We start from the raw sequence: 16,005 nt of genomic DNA on the forward strand, positions 1-16,005 counted from the left end.
GGGCGCCTCCCCATCACGAGGGGAGGCGCCCTTCCCGGGGTCGATCGACATGCCGAGGCGGGGGGACGGGATTCGTGACCGAGGAATGGAATTTTGCATGCGTCGAGTTCGCCTTGCTGCGGGCGCCGGTCCGGCCGGCGTGGTGGGCCGGTGAAACGTCCGCCGATATCCAGGACGGAGCGGGCGAAGGCGGGGAGCATTCTCTGGCGGGCGAGGCGGAACGGCTGGGGGAACAGCTGCGTCGGATGGCCGACGATCCGCTGGTCCGTGAGGCCGTGGCGGTCTCCAGCGGGTCGCTGGCACAGGGCCTCGAGCGAATCCTGGCCATGCCCCCCGGCGACCTGCCGCCGGTGGCGGAACTACGGCGAGTGGTCCGGGCGTTGAGCAGATACCGGATGCGGATGGCGACGCGGTGCACGCCCTTCGGGCTGATGGCCGGGGTGGCGGCGGCGGAGTTCACCGACGACCCGGCGGAGATGAAAGTACGGTTCGGCGACGGGCACCGGAGGTTCGTCCGTCCGGACCGGGAGTGGCTGACCGGTCTGGTGACCGCGTGGGAGCGGCACCCCGCCGTGCTCCCCCTGCTGCGGGTGACGGTCAACAACCTCTGCTTCGTCCGCGGGGAGCGTCTGGTCCTGCCCTACGTACCCGGCGGCGGAGAGGACGGCTCCAGGAACGGCCGGGTGGTCCGCGAGGTGAGCGTCCGTCACACCGCCGCCGTGCGGGCGGTGCTGGAGTCGGTGCGTACGCCCGCGCTCGGCGCGGACGTGCGACGGCGCCTGCGGACGGCCTTCCCTCAGGCGGCGCCCGAAACGATCGAGGGCATGCTCGTCCAGCTGGTGGCCAAGGAGATCGTCCTCACCGATCTGCGCCCGCCCCTGGAGGAGACCGATCCGCTCTCGCACGTACTCGACCGGCTCGCACCGCTCGCGGACAGCGCGCTCGCGGGGCTCGGCGAACTGCGGGCCGTGCGCGAGGAACTGGCCGGCTACGCGGCCGCCCCGCTCGGCGGGGGACTCCCGGCGTGGCAGCGGGTCACCGCCCGGATGCGGAAGCTGCGGCCCGCCGACCAGCTGGTGCAGGTGGACCTGTCGCTGGACGCCGATGTGCGGCTGCCGGGCACCGTGGCCCGGGAAGCCGAACGGGCGGCGCTGCTGCTGTGGCGGATGTGCCCCGAGGTGCGTGTACTGGAGAGCTACCACGCCGAGTTCCTCGAGCGGTACGGCACGGGCCGGCTCGTTCCGGTGAAGGACGTGCTCGATCCCGACACCGGGCTGGGCGCACCGGCGGGCTATCTCCGGCCCTCCGGTCACCGCGTCGAACGGAGGGCGGCGGCCTGGGATCCGGACCGTGATCCGGTGCTGGTCGCGCTCGCCCAGGAGGCCGCCCGCTGCGGCGCGTTCGAAGTGGAACTGACCGACGCGGCCGGGGATCCGGTCGTCTCCCGGCTCGCCAGGGACGGTGGTACCCCGCCGGGCTCGGTGGACCTGCTCGCGCATCTGGTGGCGGCGTCGGCGTCGGAGGTCCGGGAAGGGCGCTTCCGGCTCGTCGCGCTGGCCGGCACGGGGCAGGCGGGGGCGGCGTTCGGCCGGTTCCTGCATCTGCTGCCCGGACATGTCCCGGCCGCGCTCGGTACCGTCGCGGGGACGACGCGGACGTACGGCCCCGAGGCGCTGCGCGCGCAGCTCACCTATCAGGTGCCGCGGTCCCACGCCGCCAACGTCGCTCAGGTGCCGCGGCTGCTGGACCGGTTGCTGCCGGTGGCCGCGTTCGCCGACCGCGGCCGGCCCGATGTGGTCGGCCTCGAGAATTTGCTGGTCGGAGCCGATCCGCACCGGCTGTACACCGTGGACCGCGCCAGCGGCCGCGAGGTGGTGCCGAGCGTGTTCCATCTTCTGAGCGCTCAGCGGAACATGCCCAACGCCGCACGCTTCCTGCTCGAGATCCGCGATACGGGCGTACGGCCCTGGAATGCCTGGGACTGGGGTGCCGCCGGGGCGATGCCGTTCCTGCCCCGGCTGCGGTACGGGCGTACGGTGCTCGCCCTGGCGCGGTGGCGGCCGACGGCCGAGCTCGTGGACCAGCGGGCGGGACTCGACGCATGGACGTCGCAGGTGCGTGCCTGGCGCGACCGCTGGCAGGTCCCCCGGCGGATCTGCGCCGGCTACCACGACAACCGGCTCGAGCTGGACCTCGACGACCGCGACCACCTGCTCCTGCTGCGTCACGAACTGGGCCGCCGCAACGGCACCGTCCTGCACGAACTACCGACGGACGTGCTTCCCGGCGCGGACGTCCTTCCCGGCGCGGACGACGTGCGTGGCGCGGACGACGAGGTGGGCGCCGACGGCCCGCCCAGCGCTGACGGCGGGGCGGCGACCGGCCGGCCGTGCGGCTGGCTCACCGGCCCCTCGGGGGCCCACCGCAACGAACTGGTCATCCCCCTGGTGGCCAGGCGAACCGCCGTCCACCGCGCGGCGGACGGCACCCGTGCCCGGCTCGCCGGGCGTCCGGTGCCGCCGCGCCCGGTGGCGGCCGAGCACCTGCCGGGCGGCGAGTGGCTCTACGCGCGCGTGTACTCCTCGGCCGAGCGCCAGGACGAGCTGCTGGCCGACGAGCTGCCCCGGCTGCTCGCCGCGGCGCCGCAGGGCGTGGACCGCTGGTTCTTCATCCGGTACCGCGAGCACGACGAGCCCCATCTCCGCCTGCGCTGGCACGGCCCCTCGAACACCCTCCACCACGCATTGCTGCCGGAGCTGCGCGACTGGGTGAGCGGGCTGCGCGGCCGGGGGCTCGCCCGGCGGCTGGTGCTCGACACCTACGACCCCGAACTCGAGCGGTACGGCGGCCCCGAGGCGATCGAGGCGGCCGAACGAGCCTTCCACGCCGACAGCGTCGCCGTGCTCGAACAGCTGCGGCTGCTGCGCTCCGGCGGGCTGGACATCGAGCCGCCGCTGCTGGCCGCCGCCAACTTCGTCGACCTGGCCCGGTCGTTCTGGCCGGAGGCCCGGCCCGCGGCGGGCGCCGCTCCCCCGGACCGCCCACCGGACGCCGAGCCGCCGTGGGCCGACTGGCTGCTGACGACCTACCCGAAGGGCCCGGCGCACCCGGAGTTCCAGCGCCGGCGCAAGGACGCCCTCATGCTCATCGACCCCTACGGCGACTGGCCCCGCCTGAGTGCCCTGCGGGCCGGGGACGCCGTGCGCGGGTGCTGGGACCGGCGCGCGGCCGCGTTCGCCGCCTTCGGGCGCACGCTGCGCGCACTGGGCGGACGGGCGTGGGCGGCACCCGGGGACGTCCTGGCCGCGGTGCTGCACATGCACCACAACCGTCTCGTGGGTATCGATCCGGGAGCGGAGCAGGGCTCGTACGCGATCGCGCGGGGCGCGGTCCAGGCACACCGCGACCGCCGGAGGTGGCAGCGATGACGGCTTCACCACTGCCCACGGCCGCCGCCGGTTGTGCGACGCCGAGGGTGCGCGCCGGGCGGATCGTGGCCGACGTGGCCGGGCGGCTCGCCGATCCCCGGTCGGTCGTCGCCGTCGAGACGGATCCCGGCAACGTCGACGAGGTCCCCGGCCGTCCGGCCCGTTCCCCCTGGACACGGCTCGGCCTCGGCAAGGGTCATCCGGGAGTGGCCCTGCTCTTCGCGGAACTCGCGCACTCCGGCCCCGCCCACCGGGCCACCGCGCACCGGCACCTGTCGGCGGCCGTGAGCGGCGTGGCGGCGGGCGCGCGGAGCGGCCTGTTCGGGGGTGCGGCCGCGCTGGCCTTCGCGGCGTGCGCCGCCCGCCGCGGCCCTCGCGACTACGCCGCACTGCTGGAGCACGCCGACACGGTGGTGCTCTCCCAGTGGGAGGCGGTGTTCGCCGCCGAGGACGAACGGCTCGGGGCGGGGCTGCCCGGGGTGCGCATGCACCGCTACGACCTCATCAGCGGAGCCGCGGGGCTGGGCCGCTATCTGCTCCTGCGCCGCGACCGGCACCACGAGGCGCTGTCGGACGTGCTCGCCTATCTGGTCCGGCTGACGGAACCGGTACGCGTCGACGGCCACACCGTGCCCGGCTGGTGGGTGAACGGCACGCTCACCGACGAACCGGACGGCAGCCACCCCCGCGGCCATTTCAACCTGGGCCTGGCCCATGGCATCCCGGGGGTCCTGGCGCTGCTCGCGCTCGCCCGGGAGGCGGACGTACGGGTGCCCGGTCAGGACGGGGCCATCACCCGGGTCGCCGAGTGGGTCCTGCGCTGGCAGGGGGACGGCCTGCAGTGGCCGGCCGCGGTGGCCTTCGAGGAGCACGTCGCGCTGGGCGGGACTCCGCCCGCCGTCGGCCGTACCGCGTGGTGCTACGGAACGCCCGGTGTGGCGCGGGCGCTGTACCTCGCCGGACGGGCACTGCGGCGCGCCGACTGGCAGCGCACCGCCGTGGACGCGCTGGTCGCGGCGCTGGCGGACGTCCGGGGGGTGTACGAGTGCGCCCTGTGCCACGGCTGGGCGGGACTGCTGCAGACGACCTGGCGCATGGCGCGCGACAGCGGGGACCAGCGCCTGGCCGACGATCTGCCGCGGCTCGCCGCCCCGATTCTCGACGCCTACGATCCCGGGCTTCCGTTCGGCTACTCCTGCGCCGCGCCGCACATCAGACTGGCACCGCACCGCGCGGGGTTCCTGGAGGGGGCGGCCGGCATCGCACTCGCCCTGCACACGTATGCGACGGACGCCGAACCGGCGACGAGCTGGGACGCGGCGCTCCTGCTGTGCTGAGGAACGACCGGCGAAGGAACGACGGGCGGCGGACCGGCGCAGCGACCGGGCGGCACCGGAAAGGCCGTGCCCCGGAAGGACCGGAGCGTCCGGGGCCCAGCGGTGAGGCCGCCTTCGCCAGTGAGGAGCTCCTCTTCGGCGGCAGGCTGCGCTACGACCGCGGATTCAGCCGTCACGAACAGGACCTGTCCGCACTGTCGTTGCCGGTCATGGGGCGGCAGCTGCCACGCCTGGTCGCCGAGAGCGTGCGGCTGGCCTACTCGGCCGACCGGGGCGCGCTGCCGGCCCTGGCCTTCGCGACGCTGGGGCAGGCCGTCTGCCGGGCGCTGGGGCTGTTCGCCACCAACCGGGTGCTGGTGTCGCTGTTCGCGGGCGGTCCGACACCCGACCGGGTCATGGCCGCCCTGCCCTCGCTGATGGCGGTCGCGGCGGCGACCGCCCTGGCCGCCCTGCTGAACTCGGCGTCCACGGCGGCCATCGGCACTCTGGAGCCCAAGGTGGAGCGGGTGGCGACGCTGCGGTTCCTGCGGCAGGCCGCACGGGTCGAGCTGGCGGCGATCGAGGACGCCGTCTTCCACCGGCTGCTCGACTCCGCCCAGTACGCGACGACGTCCGCGCGCAGCATGGTCGGCTACAGCGCGGCCGTGGTCAACGCCCTCGCCACCATGGCCGGCGCCGCGATCGTGCTCACCACCCTGCATCCCGCGCTGCTGCCGCTGCTGGCACTGATCGCCGTCCCGAAGAGCTGGGGCGCGATCCGCACCGCCCGCCGCCGCTACCTCTCCGTGCAGAGCTGGCTGGAGCACACCCGGGCCGGCCGCCTGGTGTCGGGGATGCTCACCGAGCAGGCCGCGGCCCAGGAGGTGCGGGTGCACGGCGCCGGGGCGTTCCTGCTCGAGCACTACGGAAGGATGGCCGTGGCCTCGGAGGCCGAGCAGACCCGTCTCGCCCGGCGGCAGGCCGTCACCGAGACGGCCGCGGCGGCCTTGTCGGGACTGGCCCTGGGCTGCACCTACCTGGCCCTGGGGCTGCTGCTGACGAGCGGTCACCTCCCCCTTCCCGTCGCCGGCACGGCCGTCCTGACCATCCGTACCACCACGAGCAATCTCTCCACCCTGGTGCTCCAGGTCAACAACCTCTACAAGGAGGCCCTCTACCTCAAGGACCTGGACGCGCTGGACACGGAGGCCGAGCGGCGGGCCATCCCCACCGGAGGCGCGCCCGTGGCGGCACGGCCCGCCGAGGTCAGGCTGGAGAAGGTGGTCTTCACCTACCCGGGCCGGGACCGCCCCGCCCTCGACGGGGTGAGCCTGACCATCCGCCGGGGGCAGGTGGTCGCGCTCGTCGGGGAGAACGGATCGGGCAAGACCACACTGGCCAAGCTGATCGCGGGACTGTACGCACCGGACTCCGGGCGCGTCACCTGGGACGGTGCCGACGCCCGCGAACTCGACCGGCGGCAGCTCTTCGACCGTGTCGCGCTGGTCACCCAGGACTTCCGGCGCTGGCCGTTCACCGCGCGCGCCAACGTCGTCATCGGCCGCCCGGCCGAAGCCCCCGACGAGGAGGCCCTGGACCGGGCCGCCTCCTACGCTGAGGCCCATGACCTCGTCGAATCGCTGCCCAACGGCTGGAGCACGCTGGTCCACCCGGCCTTCAGCGGAGGCGTCGAGCTCTCGGGCGGCCAGTGGCAGCGCCTCGGGCTGGCCCGCGCCCACTACCGGTCGGCACCGCTGCTCATCTGCGACGAGCCGACGTCGGCACTGGACCCCAGGGCCGAGATCGAGGCGTTCGACAGGATCCGCGGGCTGGCCTCGCAAGGCCACACCGTCGTCCTCATCACCCACCGCCTGGCGTCCGTCCGCCACGCCGACCACATCTACGTCCTCGACGGGGGCCGGCTGGTCGAGGACGGTACTCATGGAGAACTCCTCCTCCGTGACGGGCATTTCGCCGGCCTCTATCACCTGCAGGCGCAGCAGTACGCCAGCACCGCGGGCCGGACGCCCGGCCCCTGAGGCCGACCCCTTCGGCCGTCACGGACGCCGGGGGCCGGTTGTCCACATACGGCCCACCCATGCGGTGATACGCCACTATCGTGACCGTCATGGCAGCGGACGAGCACCTCGAAGGCACGCAAGCCGCACCGACACCGGAGGAAGTCGGCGCCTCCTACGACGAGTTCGGGCTCCTCTACGAACTGATCCTCGGCGATTCCGCGATTCACATCGGCATGTGGACTCCTCCCGACGGAGCCGCGACCGCCTCCACCATGACGGACCTGGCCAACCTGGCCATGGACCGGCAGACCGACTACTACATCGCCGCCCTGGGCCTCGGCCCCGACGACCACCTGCTCGACATCGGCTGCGGCACCGGCGGCCCCGCCGTCCGGCTGGCGGGGGCGACCGGCGCCCGGGTCACCGGGATCACCATCAGCGGTTCGCAGGTACCGCTGTGCGAGGCGCGGGCCCGGGAGGCGGGGCTCTCCGACAGGGTTCGCTTCGCCCTCGGCGACGCCATGGCCCTCGGCGAGGAACACGCCGACGAGTCGTACGACGCCGCGTGGGCCATCGACTCGTTCCCCCACATGTCCGACCGCCCCGCCGCCCTGCGCAACGCCTGGCGGGTGCTGCGCCCCGGCGGGCGGCTGCTGCTCACCGAGTTCACCCGGCGCGGCAACGCGCGGCCCGAACACCTCGCCGTCTTCCGGTCGGTGTGGACGTCGCCGGCCCCGGAGTCCCCGACCACGGTGCTCGGCCTGACGGCGGAGGCCGGATTCGACCTCGTCCGGATGGAGAACCACACCCACAGCCTCGGGGTCACCGGTGAGCTGATGGACTTCCTCTACCGCGACCACCACGACACGATCCGCAAGCACTACGGCCCCGAGACCACCGCCGGGATGGACGCCGCGATGCCGGTGCTGCGCGAGTTCGTCCGTGACCACCTCGGCTACCACGTCTACCTGCTGCGCAAGCCGCACTGAGTCCGCACACAGCAGAACTCACGGTGAAGCTCACGGCAGTGGCCCGCCCGTCATCGGGCGGGCCACTGCCGTGCGAGCGAGCTGATCAGTCGTCCTCGGGGAGCGCGACGGTCGCGTGGGCGAGGTTGCTCTCGAGCCGCTCCAGGACGCGCAGCGTCACGGCCCGTTCGTCGAGGGGGAGATCGCCCACGACGCCGGCCTCCAGCTCGGACCACACCTCTTCGACCTGCCGGCGCAGGGCGTGGCTGGCGGCCGTGGGCTCGATGAGCGTCGCGCGCCGGTCACCGGGACAGGGGCGGCGGCGGACGAAGCCGGCGTGCTCCAGCCGCTTGATGGTGCGGGTCATGGTGGCGGCGTCCGAGTCGAGCAGGCGCACGAGGTCGGTCTGGCGCTGCGAACCGGCCTCCCACAGCTGCATCATCACCAGCTCCTGACCGAGGTGCAGACCGACGCGGCGCAGAAGCTGCCCGGCGATCATGCGATGCAGGCGAGCCACCCGGAAGATCGCATGACTGATCGGCCCCACCTGCGCGGACGCGGGCACCGGCACCGTCGGCGACTGCGGTTCCGACTGCGACATGCGACGGCCTTCCTTTCCCATTAGCTGCCTGAACAACCACTACCGTACTCCACCACGCCGGTCGTCGGCGAACCCTACGAAAGGCCACCTCGCAGGCCTGGACCAGCAGGGGTGACGCAGCTCACCGTGGACAAGGGAAGCGGTTCCCCTGATTTACTTGTTCGGACAGGTAACTGCGAACGCACACCACCGGAGGAACAGCCATGACCACGGCATTCGACCCGATCGACCTGGGCGTCACCCGACTGGCCAACCGCATCGCGATGGCTCCGATGACCCGCAGCCGCGCCTACGGCCCCGGCGCGACGGCCACGCCCGAGATGGCGACGTACTACGCGCAGCGCGCCGGCGCCGGCCTGATCATCACCGAGGGCATCCAGCCCTCGGTCGTCGGCCAGGGCTACCCGGACACCCCGGGCCTGCACTCCGAGCAGCAGGTGGCGGCCTGGCGGACGGTGACCGACGCCGTCCACCGCGAAGGCGGAAAGATCTTCGCCCAGCTGATGCACACCGGCCGCGTCGGCCACCCCAGCCTGCTGCCGGACGACCTGACCCCGGTGGGCCCGTCCGCCGTGGCGGCCAAGGGCCAGGTCTTCACCCACGAGGGGATGAAGGACTTCGTCACTCCGAAGGAGCTCACCGAGGCCGAGATCCGGCAGACCGTCGCCGACTTCGCCGCCGCGGCCCGCAACGCGATAGCCGCCGGCTTCGACGGAGTCGAACTCCACGGCGCCAACGGGTACCTGATCCACCAGTTCCTCGCCCCCAACGCCAACCAGCGCACCGACGCCTGGGGCGGGAGCGTCGAGGGCCGCGTCCGGTTCGCGGTGGAGGTCGCCACGGCGGTGGCCGAGGCGATCGGCGGCGAGCGGGTCGGCATCCGCCTCTCCCCCGGAAACCCGTTCAACGACGTCGCCGAGGAGGACGTCGCGGACGTCTACGGCTCGCTGGTGGCGAAGCTGGCGCCCCTGGGCCTGGCCTACCTGCACATACTCGAAGGCCCGGACCGCGAACTGACCCGGCAGCTGCGCAAGGCGTGGCCGTCCGCCTTCGTCCTCAACCCGTTCACCCACCCCGAGTCCACCGGCCCGGACGCGCTCGCCCTCATTGAGGACGACACCGCCGACGTGATCGCCTTCGGCGCCCTGTTCCTGGCCAACCCGGACCTGCCCGCGCGCCTGTCCGCCGGAGGCCCGTTCAACACCCCGGAGCCGGCCACCTACTACGGCGGCGACCACCGCGGCTACACCGACTACCCCGCCCTGACCGCCTGAGGGTGTGATGGCCTGCCGAGGGCCTACTTCTCGAGCTCGGAGAATCGCTCCACCGCCGCCGTCCTCCCGGTGACGACGATGATGTCGCCCGCCTCGACGACGGTCTCGGCGGTGGCGTGGGTGAAGTCCTGGCCGGACCGTTTGATGCCGACCACGGTCACCCCGTACTTGCTGCGGACCAGGCTCTCCCCCAGGGGCAGCCCGGTCGCGACGCGCGGGGCGACCGTCTTGGCCAGGGCGTAGTCGTCGTCGAACTGGATGAAGTCCAGCATGCGGCCGGTCACCAGGTGGGCCACGCGTTCGCCCATGTCGTGCTCGGGGAGTACGACATGGTGGGCGCCGAGCCGTTCCAGGATGCGGCCGTGCTGCCGGCTGATCGCCTTGGCCCAGACGTTGGGCACGCCGGCCTCCAGGAGGTTGGAGGTGACCAGGATGCTCGCCTGGACGTCGGTGCCGATACCGACGACGGCGCTGGTGAACTCGTACACGCCGAGCTGCCGCAGCGTCTCGGCGTCGGTGCTGTCGCCCGTCGTCGCGTGGGTGATCACGTCGCTGAACTTCTGGACGCGCTTGGGGTCGGAGTCCACGCCCAGGACGTCCCAGCCGCGCCGCATCAGTTCGCGGGCGAGCGAGCCGCCGAACCGGCCGAGGCCGAACACCGCGACCCGCTGGTCGGCGGCGGTCCGGGCGCGCCGGCCGGCCGGCTTGGGGCGGCGGCGTCTGAGGGGGTTGAGGTGGTCAGCCAATGACGGGTCGCTCCTCGGGTAGCTGGTAGCGGCGCAGGCGCTCGCGCAGGGCCAGCGCCGACACCAGGGTGACGGGGCCGAGCCGGCCGACGAACATCAGGCCGATGAGGACGAGCTGGCCGGAGGTGGGCAGCTCCGGGGTGATGCCGGTGGTCAGGCCCACCGTGGCGAAGGCGGAGACGACTTCGAACAGCACGGCCGCGAGGGCCTTCCCCGAGAGGGTGAGGAGGGTGAGCGTGGCCACCACCACCAGCCCGACGCCCAGCAGGGCGACGGTGAGGGCCTGCCGCAGCACGGCCGCCGACAGGCGCCTTCCCATGACCTCGGCGGCGGGCTCGCCGCGCACCTCGGCGAGCATGGCGGCGGCCAGGACGGCGAAGGTGGTCACCTTGATGCCGCCCGCGGTGCCCGCGCTCCCGCCGCCGATGAACATCAGGATGCAGGTTCCCAGGAGGGTCGAGGGCCGCATGGCGCCGATGTCGAGCGCGTTGAACCCCGCCGTGCGGCTCACGGTCGAGTGGAAGAAGCCGTTCAGGATCTTCTGGTCCCAGTCGAAAGGGCGCAGCGTGCCGGGGTTGGTCCATTCGAGCAGGCAGGTGAGCACGGTGCCGGCCACGAGCAGCACGGCGGAGGTCAGCAGTGTGAGCCTGGTGTGCAGGGACCAGTTGCGCTTGTTCTCGGTGCGGGCCCGGCGCCGGTGGCGCAGCAGCTCGAGCAGGACGGGGAAGCCGAGGCCGCCCAGGATGACGGCGGCCGAGACCGGCATCGTCACCCAGGCGTCCTGTGCGTAGGGGATGAGGTTGTCGGCGTGGAGGCCGAAGCCGGCGTTGTTGAACGCCGAGACGGCGTGGAAGTAGCCGAGGTAGGCGGCCTCCGCCCCGCCGCGGTCGTAGCCGAGGCGGAAGCGCAGGGCGAGGATCGCGCCTACGGTCAGTTCCACGGCGAGGGTCGTCCCCGCCACGCCGATCAGGACGCGTCGTACGTCACCGATGCCCAGGCTCTTCGTCTCGGCCTGGGCGGTGAGCTGCATGCGCAGCCGCAGGCGGCCGGAGACGAGCAGTGCGAGCAGCGAGGCCATGGTCATGATGCCGAAGCCGCCCAGCTGGATCAGCGCGAGGATGACGCCTTCGCCGAAGCCGCTCCAGTAGGTGCCGGTGTCCACGGTGACCAGCCCGGTCACGCACACGGCCGACGTCGCGGTGAACAGCGCGGTCACCAGGCCCGCGGCCTCCGGGCCCTGGGCGGCGACCGGCAGCATCAGCAGCCCCGCGCCGGCCAGGATCACCAGGGCGAAGGAGAGGACGAGGGTCCGGGCGGGGTGGACGGTCAGCAACCACCGCAGCAGCCGCGCCACACGACCCTCCACGCGCTGACCTCCCGTCACCTTCCCCGCAATTCACCCATATCACCGGGAACCCTAACCCGGGCAGCGGCTCGGCCCCCGGCCATTGCGCCGTTCGGCGGGGACGCCCGTAGGGTCGGGGGCCTGCAAGTACGTCCGAACAGGGAGTGGATTCGATGTGTGGGGCGAATGCCGGGAGCTCGGGGATACCGGGGAGCCGGGCGGGCATCGAGGAGCGTTTCCTGCGGGACTGGGGCCTCGAGCTGCCGGAGTCCATCTTCCGGTTCTGGACGTTCCTGGGATCCCTGGGTCCGGCGGATCGGCGTACGCTCGGTGAGACGGGCGTGGCCCCGGCCGGCATCATGGACCTCTTCGCCGACCCGGGCGCACAACCGCGTGACGGCCTCGATGTCCGGGTGCACGGCCGCTACTACCGTGACCCGCCCGAGTTCCTGACGTTCCTGCACGGTGGCTCGGACGGCCTCCACTACGGCCTGTGGTTCGACGACGGCCGCACCTGCCACGGCGTCGCCGCGTACCGCACCAACGACGGCGGCGGGATCGACACAAGCGCGAGCACACCGATGGAGGCGGTACGCGCGATCCTCGAACGCTGCTGGCGCGACGTCGAGGACGACCCGGGCGACGACGAGGCGCCGCAGCGGCTGTCCCGTCTGAGTGCGCTGCGGGACGCGGTCACCGCCTTCGAGACCGGGGACCGCCCCGAAGTGGGCCTCGCCTACTCCCGGACATACGACTTCGTGGTCCCGCCCGTGGACCACGAACGCGTCACCACACTGGACGGCGCGGGCGCGCTCGTGGCGGGCCGTACCGCACATCAGGGAGCGGACGAGTACGCGCTCGCGAACCACATCCACGGCCTGTTCGACGATGCCGGCGCCTTGGCGGCGTGCGTGGAGGAGGCCCGGCGCCGGTGCGCGACGGGCGACCCGGCGGAGGCCCTGGTCCTGGGCCGCGACCTGCACTGGGCCTCGGCCGGCGACCCGAAGCGCGAGGCCCTGGCGAACGAACTCCTGGTATCGGCCTACCACGCACTGTCCCGCCCATCCCTGGCCGCCATCGCCGACGCCCACCACCGTCACCGCTCCCTGCCGCGCGTCGACGTCCTGAGGTCGACGTTCTGAAGGAGCTGCGACGGGAAGCGGTGGGCAGGCCCTGGTAGCCAACTCAGGTCTCATTCGGCATCAGGCCTCGATGAGCAGCTCACAGCTCGCTCATCGAGTGCCGCTGGACGAACTCGTCGGCGAGCATGCCCATCATGACGACATCGTGGTGCCGACCGGCGAAGAACACGTGATCACGGAGACGGCCCTCCTCGACGAAGCCGAGCCGACGATGAAGGGCCAGCGATGCCTCGTTATGTGCGAAGACCCGCGCTCCGCACTTGTGATAGCGCCGCTCGGCGAACATGAAGCGCAACACCATCACCGCGGCTTCCGCCGCGTAGCCTTTGCGCCGGTGATCGCCACCGATCGTGACACCGTATTCGAACCACCCCGCACGTGGATCAGCGTGGTGCGAGCCGACAGCACCAACTGTCTCCCCCGTGTCGACGGCTTCAATTGCCAACACGAAGCAGTCACCATCGGACTTGGCAGCTGCTTGCTCCTTCGTCCAGGAACGGAAGCCCTCGGCGGAACCAGGCGGGTGCAGTAGGTCTCCCAAACGCTCCTCGTCGACGGCAAACTGCATGAACGCGGTCCAGTCATCGGGTTCGATGCCACGCAGGCGTATGCGATTACCCGTCCAGAACGATGTCATCCCATATTCGATCATGCCCTGTGCGTGAGGGTCCAGACTTCCGCTCGCTCGGATGGCCTGTGAACAGGCACTATGAGTGAGGCGGCCTGCGTCCATGGACCGGCCCGACGTCCTGGGTGAGGGCGAAATCCATGGCGGCGTCAGGAGGAAGCGCGGCTCCGGCGCGGCGGGCGGCGGTGAATCGGGGTTCGCCGAGGGCGGCCCGGATTCGCTCGCTGTGCCGGGCGCTGTCGGCGACGAGGGCGTGCACACCGAACAGGCCGACGGCGCCAGCAGGGCGGATGGCTTCCGCCGCGCCCAGGAGACGTGCTGCCAACTCGTCGGCACCGAGTGCATGCGCAGTCCAGGCGAGTACCTCCACCACCGCGGCGGCCCCGACCCGGTCGTAGAAACCACGCTTGGCTCGCAAACAAGACCTGAGCAGCGGTACCGCGGCGGCTGGGTTCCCGGTTTCGAGGTGAAGCATGCCGACACACCAGTGGATGTACGACAGGTGCCACTGCTCGCCCGCCGCCTCGGCCATCGCTACCGCCTCGGAATAGCACGCCAGGGCCGCGTCGGTGTCTCCCCGGTGGGCGCGTGCGAGCCCGAGCTGGGCCAGGGACAGCTCTGTCCCGAATGGGTCGGCGGCGGATCTGCAAGCCGTCAGGGCCCTTTCCGACTCGGCTACCGCAGCGTAAATTTCATTGCCGAACAGGTGGATCAGGCCACGTACCATCATCGCCCGTCCGCGGATTACGGGCAGACCGGCCCGCAGGGCTTGATCCTCCGATGTGTTGATGTACCGGGCTGCCGCGGTCAGGTCACCCTGAACGAGGGCTACGAATCCGCAGGTCCACAGGGCTCGGGTGCGGTCGGGCCCGTGCTGGTGGTCTTCGGCGAGTACCCTCTCGAGCCAGCGGCGTCCCTCGTTGAGGCTGCCGCACGCGATCCAGTAGAGCCACAACGATGCGGCGGTCCGCAACCGGTCCGCGGCTCCGGCGGGGATGTCGTCGGCGAGGACCATGCGCAGATGGTGGTGCTCGCGTCGTATCCGGTTGAGCGCCGCTACCTGTCGGGGCCCGTACCAGTCGGCCTCGGCCTCCTCCGCGAGCCGTCGGCACCAGCCGAGGTGACGGAGTCGGGTCGCGGCGGTCTCCTCCGCGCTCAGCCGGGTCGTGCCGTGGACGCGCACCGTCTCCGGCATCTGGTAGCGCATCACGTCACCGTGCGTGGTCGGCACCAACAATGATTTGTCCACGATTCCGCAGATGGCGGCCATCGGCTCCGGCACGCCCGGCCCGCAGGCAAGGTCTTCGACCAGTTCCAGCGGCATGGTGCCCGCCACCAGGGAGATCCGGGCCCACGCCGCCCGTTCCGCGTCCGTGCACAGATCGTGGCTCCAGTCGAGCACCGCGCGCATGGTCCGGTGGCGCGGGCACGCGGTCGGGTCGACTGCGGCGGCCAGTGCGAACGTACCGTCCAGTCTTTCCAGGAGCTGGCCGACCGTGAGAACGCGTAGCCAGCGGGTCGCCAATTCGATGGCAAGCGGCAGCCCGTCGAGTCGGCGGCACACCGCGGCGACGGTAGCGCGATTCGCGGCCGTCACACGGAACTCCGGCTGCACAGCCGCCGCGCGGTCGGCGAATAGGCGTAGCGCGGCGTAGCGGTCAGCGGCGTCTTCGCCCAACGGCGCGTCACTCGCGGGCAGGGTCAGCGGCGCGACGCGCAGCACATGCTCGCCGCCTACACCGAGCGCCTGCCGACTGGTGGCGAGCACCGTCAGACCCGGTGCCGCCCGCAGCAGGGTGTGCACCAGCGACCCGCAAGCCGCATGGAGATGTTCGCAGTTGTCGAGCACCAGCAGCAAGTTCCGGCCCGCCAGCTCTGCGATCAGCGCAGTGCCGGTGTCCCGGGCAGGGTCCTCGGCGATACGCAGGGCGGCGGCCACCGCATCGGGGAGTGCGCCGGGATCGCTCAGATCGGCCAGTTCCACCACATACACGCCGTCGCGATACGTCCTGGCCGTTTGGGAGGCGAGCCACCAGACGAGCCGGGTCTTGCCGACACCCCCGGTGCCGGTGAGTGTGACCAGCCGGGAGCGCGCCAACAGTGCGAGCCCCGCCTCGACTTCACGCTCGCGGCCCACAAAGCTGGTCGGCTCGTTCTGGGCTGCGATCGGCAGCGTCGTCGTCCGTGAGGGGGCGGTCAGCGTCGCTGCTGAGGTACTGCCGAGAGCACGGCGAGCGGCGCTCCAGTGCTGATCCCAGGCGCGTTCGTCACCGCCGCAACTGCGGACGTACGCAAGGACGACCTCCAAGGTGGGTAATCGGTGCCCCGCGGCGGCCTGGGACAAGGTACTGCCCGAGAAGTGGACCCGGCTCGCCATTTCGGCATAGGTCATGCCTGCCTGCCGGCGTAGCTCGCGCAGGCCGTGCGCGAACTCTTCCAGCGGGCCGGCCTGCGGATCGAGAGGCCGCTCCCGACGTCCGCGCTTGCCCAGCATGGTGGCCCCCAGCGCATTGTTCGGTTGATGACCGATTGATTA

11 protein-coding genes are annotated in these 16,005 nt (G+C 72.1%); 6 read left to right on the plus strand and 5 right to left on the minus strand.

The features are described from left to right. The first annotated feature begins 74 nt into the window (after positions 1-74). From ACIG36_RS16185 to ACIG36_RS16200, 4 genes are all read left to right on the plus strand, one after another. Positions 75-3,428: a lantibiotic dehydratase gene (locus ACIG36_RS16185; RefSeq protein WP_399927372.1), complete on the plus strand. Its 3,354-nt coding sequence runs from the start codon at positions 75-77 to the stop codon at positions 3,426-3,428. Continuing rightward, positions 3,425-4,765 carry a lanthionine synthetase C family protein gene (locus ACIG36_RS16190; RefSeq protein WP_399927375.1) on the plus strand — a complete coding sequence of 447 codons (1,341 nt, stop codon included), beginning with the start codon at positions 3,425-3,427 and terminating at the stop codon, positions 4,763-4,765. The genes ACIG36_RS16185 and ACIG36_RS16190 overlap by 4 nt, the downstream gene beginning before the upstream one ends. Further along, positions 4,759-6,783, plus strand: coding sequence for an ABC transporter ATP-binding protein (locus ACIG36_RS16195; protein WP_399927378.1), 2,025 nt, complete (start codon positions 4,759-4,761; stop codon positions 6,781-6,783). The genes ACIG36_RS16190 and ACIG36_RS16195 overlap by 7 nt, the downstream gene beginning before the upstream one ends. A gap of 89 nt (positions 6,784-6,872) precedes the next feature. Then, entirely contained in the window at positions 6,873-7,754 is an 882-nt protein-coding gene (locus ACIG36_RS16200) for an SAM-dependent methyltransferase (RefSeq protein ID WP_399927381.1), read from the plus strand. Between the two features lie 85 nt (positions 7,755-7,839). On the opposite strand, the gene ACIG36_RS16205 is transcribed toward ACIG36_RS16200, so the two are convergent. Continuing rightward, complete coding sequence (locus tag ACIG36_RS16205) at positions 7,840-8,334, minus strand: MarR family winged helix-turn-helix transcriptional regulator (RefSeq protein WP_399927385.1); 495 nt, start codon at positions 8,332-8,334, stop codon at positions 7,840-7,842. Positions 8,335-8,537: 203 nt separating this feature from the next. On the opposite strand from ACIG36_RS16205, the gene ACIG36_RS16210 reads away from it, so the two are divergent. Then, positions 8,538-9,608: an alkene reductase gene (locus ACIG36_RS16210; protein WP_399927388.1), complete on the plus strand. Its 1,071-nt coding sequence runs from the start codon at positions 8,538-8,540 to the stop codon at positions 9,606-9,608. A gap of 23 nt (positions 9,609-9,631) precedes the next feature. On the opposite strand, the gene ACIG36_RS16215 is transcribed toward ACIG36_RS16210, so the two are convergent. Together ACIG36_RS16215 and ACIG36_RS16220 are read right to left on the minus strand one after the other, a co-directional pair. Then, entirely contained in the window at positions 9,632-10,354 is a 723-nt protein-coding gene (locus ACIG36_RS16215; protein ID WP_399927391.1) for a potassium channel family protein, read from the minus strand. Further along, complete coding sequence (locus ACIG36_RS16220) at positions 10,347-11,720, minus strand: TrkH family potassium uptake protein (RefSeq protein ID WP_399927394.1); 1,374 nt, start codon at positions 11,718-11,720, stop codon at positions 10,347-10,349. Before ACIG36_RS16220 ends, ACIG36_RS16215 begins: the two co-directional genes overlap by 8 nt. 152 nt (positions 11,721-11,872) lie before the next feature. Here ACIG36_RS16220 and ACIG36_RS16225 point away from each other — a divergent pair, with 152 nt between their 5' ends. Next, positions 11,873-12,841 (plus strand): ADP-ribosylation family protein, encoded by a 969-nt coding sequence (locus ACIG36_RS16225; RefSeq protein ID WP_399927397.1) that lies wholly within the window; start codon positions 11,873-11,875, stop codon positions 12,839-12,841. A 79-nt stretch (positions 12,842-12,920) separates the two neighbouring features. Here the strand turns inward: ACIG36_RS16225 and ACIG36_RS16230 are convergent, their stop codons facing one another. Both ACIG36_RS16230 and ACIG36_RS16235 read right to left on the minus strand, forming a co-directional pair. After that, positions 12,921-13,478 (minus strand): GNAT family N-acetyltransferase, encoded by a 558-nt coding sequence (locus ACIG36_RS16230; RefSeq protein ID WP_399927636.1) that lies wholly within the window; start codon positions 13,476-13,478, stop codon positions 12,921-12,923. Between the two features lie 70 nt (positions 13,479-13,548). Then, on the minus strand, positions 13,549-15,963 hold the full coding sequence (locus tag ACIG36_RS16235) for an ATP-binding protein (protein WP_399927400.1): 2,415 nt from the start codon (positions 15,961-15,963) through the stop codon (positions 13,549-13,551). Positions 15,964-16,005 lie beyond the last annotated feature (42 nt).

The sequence above is a fragment of the Streptomyces sp. NPDC053048 genome, assembly GCF_044547045.1.
Taxonomy (GTDB): domain Bacteria; phylum Actinomycetota; class Actinomycetes; order Streptomycetales; family Streptomycetaceae; genus Streptomyces.

Bases quoted from the DNA above. Each gene is read 5' to 3' on its own strand.
- ACIG36_RS16190 (WP_399927375.1), top strand. From the start codon at position 3,425: ATGACGGCTTCACCACTGCCCACGGCCGCCGCCGGTTGTGCGACGCCG.
- ACIG36_RS16200 (WP_399927381.1), top strand. From the start codon at position 6,873: ATGGCAGCGGACGAGCACCTCGAAGGCACGCAAGCCGCACCGACACCG.
- ACIG36_RS16205 (WP_399927385.1), bottom strand. From the start codon at position 8,334: ATGTCGCAGTCGGAACCGCAGTCGCCGACGGTGCCGGTGCCCGCGTCC.
- ACIG36_RS16210 (WP_399927388.1), top strand. From the start codon at position 8,538: ATGACCACGGCATTCGACCCGATCGACCTGGGCGTCACCCGACTGGCC.
- ACIG36_RS16225 (WP_399927397.1), top strand. From the start codon at position 11,873: ATGTGTGGGGCGAATGCCGGGAGCTCGGGGATACCGGGGAGCCGGGCG.
- ACIG36_RS16230 (WP_399927636.1), bottom strand. From the start codon at position 13,478: ATGACATCGTTCTGGACGGGTAATCGCATACGCCTGCGTGGCATCGAA.
- ACIG36_RS16235 (WP_399927400.1), bottom strand. From the start codon at position 15,963: ATGCTGGGCAAGCGCGGACGTCGGGAGCGGCCTCTCGATCCGCAGGCC.